This is a genomic window from Brachyspira sp. SAP_772, from assembly GCF_009755885.1.
GTDB lineage: Bacteria > Spirochaetota > Brachyspiria > Brachyspirales > Brachyspiraceae > Brachyspira.
Map to the genome: position 1 here is coordinate 1 of NZ_VYIX01000006.1, position 1657 is coordinate 1657.

At 28.8% G+C, this 1657-nt stretch carries 2 protein-coding genes; one reads left to right on the plus strand and one right to left on the minus strand.

Annotated features, from left to right (window positions below):
- The coding region (locus GQX97_RS12110) for an iron-containing alcohol dehydrogenase (protein WP_157152193.1) at positions 1 to 711 on the plus strand (711 nt) is incomplete at its 5' end.
- A gap of 88 nt (positions 712 to 799) precedes the next feature.
- Here GQX97_RS12110 and GQX97_RS12115 read toward each other — a convergent pair.
- On the minus strand, positions 800 to 1657 hold an 858-nt coding region (locus GQX97_RS12115; protein WP_157152194.1), incomplete at its 5' end, for a substrate-binding domain-containing protein.

Below are 1657 nucleotides of genomic sequence, written 5' to 3' on the forward strand. Positions count from 1 at the left end.
ACAATCAACTATGTAATAATTAACGAAGAAGAAAATAGAAAAATGGTTTGTGTTGACCCTAAAGATATACCTATAATTGCTTTTGTAGATGCTGAACTTATGGCTTCTATGCCTAACAGTCTTGTTGCTGCTACTGGTATGGACGCTTTAACTCATGCTATTGAAGGTTATATTACTAAAGGTGCTCATACTATTTCTGATATGTTTGAATACAAAGCTATGCAGCTTATATCTAAACACTTAAGAGGTGCTGTTAAAGATAAGAACATGACAGATATGGACGGAATGAGTATTGCTCAGTATGTTGCTGGTATGGGTTTCAGTAATGTTGGACTTGGTATTGTTCACTCTATGGCTCACCCGCTTGGAGCTATATTTGATATTCCTCATGGTGTTGCTAATGCTGTACTTCTTCCTACTGTTATGGAATTTAATATGCCTGTTTGTATAGATAAATATGTTGATATAGCTGTGGCAATGGGTGAAAAAGTTGATGGATTAAGCAAAGAAGAAGCTGCTAAAAAAGCTGTTGAGGCTGTTAGAAAACTTTCTAAAGATGTTAATATTCCTGCTAATTTAAGAGAATTAAAAATCAAAAAAGAAGATTTTCCAAGATTAGCAAAAGATGCTTTAGCTGATGTATGTACTGGMGGAAATCCTAGAGATGTAACATTAGACGATATATTGGCTTTATATAAGAAAGCTTATTAATTAATTATATATTCTATATTCTTAACTTTAATAAAAAGGCTGCTTGAAACATTAGCAGCCTTTATTTTTKATAAATAYATTATCAATATTATAATTTTTTCTCACTTCCTCTCAAATTAAATTGAGCAGAAAAATTATATATTTGTTTAGACATATTGAAACTTTGCTGTTCTAATAACACTTCAGTAGCATTAACTCCTATGTCAAATGCTGGAAAAACTACTTCTGATATATTCTGATTCTCTGAATACAAATTAACTACCTTGTCAAATGATATTATTGATACATCTTCTGGTATTGATAATTTTAATTCTTTTAAAGCCTTTAATATACCTATAGCAACTATTTGATTAGCYGCTAATATAGAATCAAATTTTATATTTTCTTCTACAAGTTTTTTAATTATATAGTACCCGCTATCGCTATTATTAAAATCACCATAATATACTCTTTCCATTCCATTATCCAAATTATGGCTCTTAATACTCTCTAAAAATCCATCTTTTCTCTCTTGTGCATTACTTAAATTAAGACTTCCTGTTATTATAATAGGATTTTTTGCCCCGCCCTCTATTAATAAATCAGTTGCTTTTTTAGCAGCACTAAAATTATTAGATAGATTTTTTATATATATATCTTCAAATTCTAAATCTCTATCAACCAACGATACAATATTACTATTTTTATTATATGGCAATTTATCTCTTTTAGCAGAAGCAGGAACCCATATCACTCCTATATCTTTATCATTTTCTATCCTAGAGAATMTTTTTGTTTCCTCTTCAATAGATTCATTAGTTAAATATATKTCAAATGGTATATCAGATTTTTGTACAACAGATATTATACCGTTAAACATATCTATATAAAAGCTATTACTTAAATCTGGAATTATTAAAATAACTCTCTTTATAGCATTCATAGAAAAATAATTATCTATGCCATT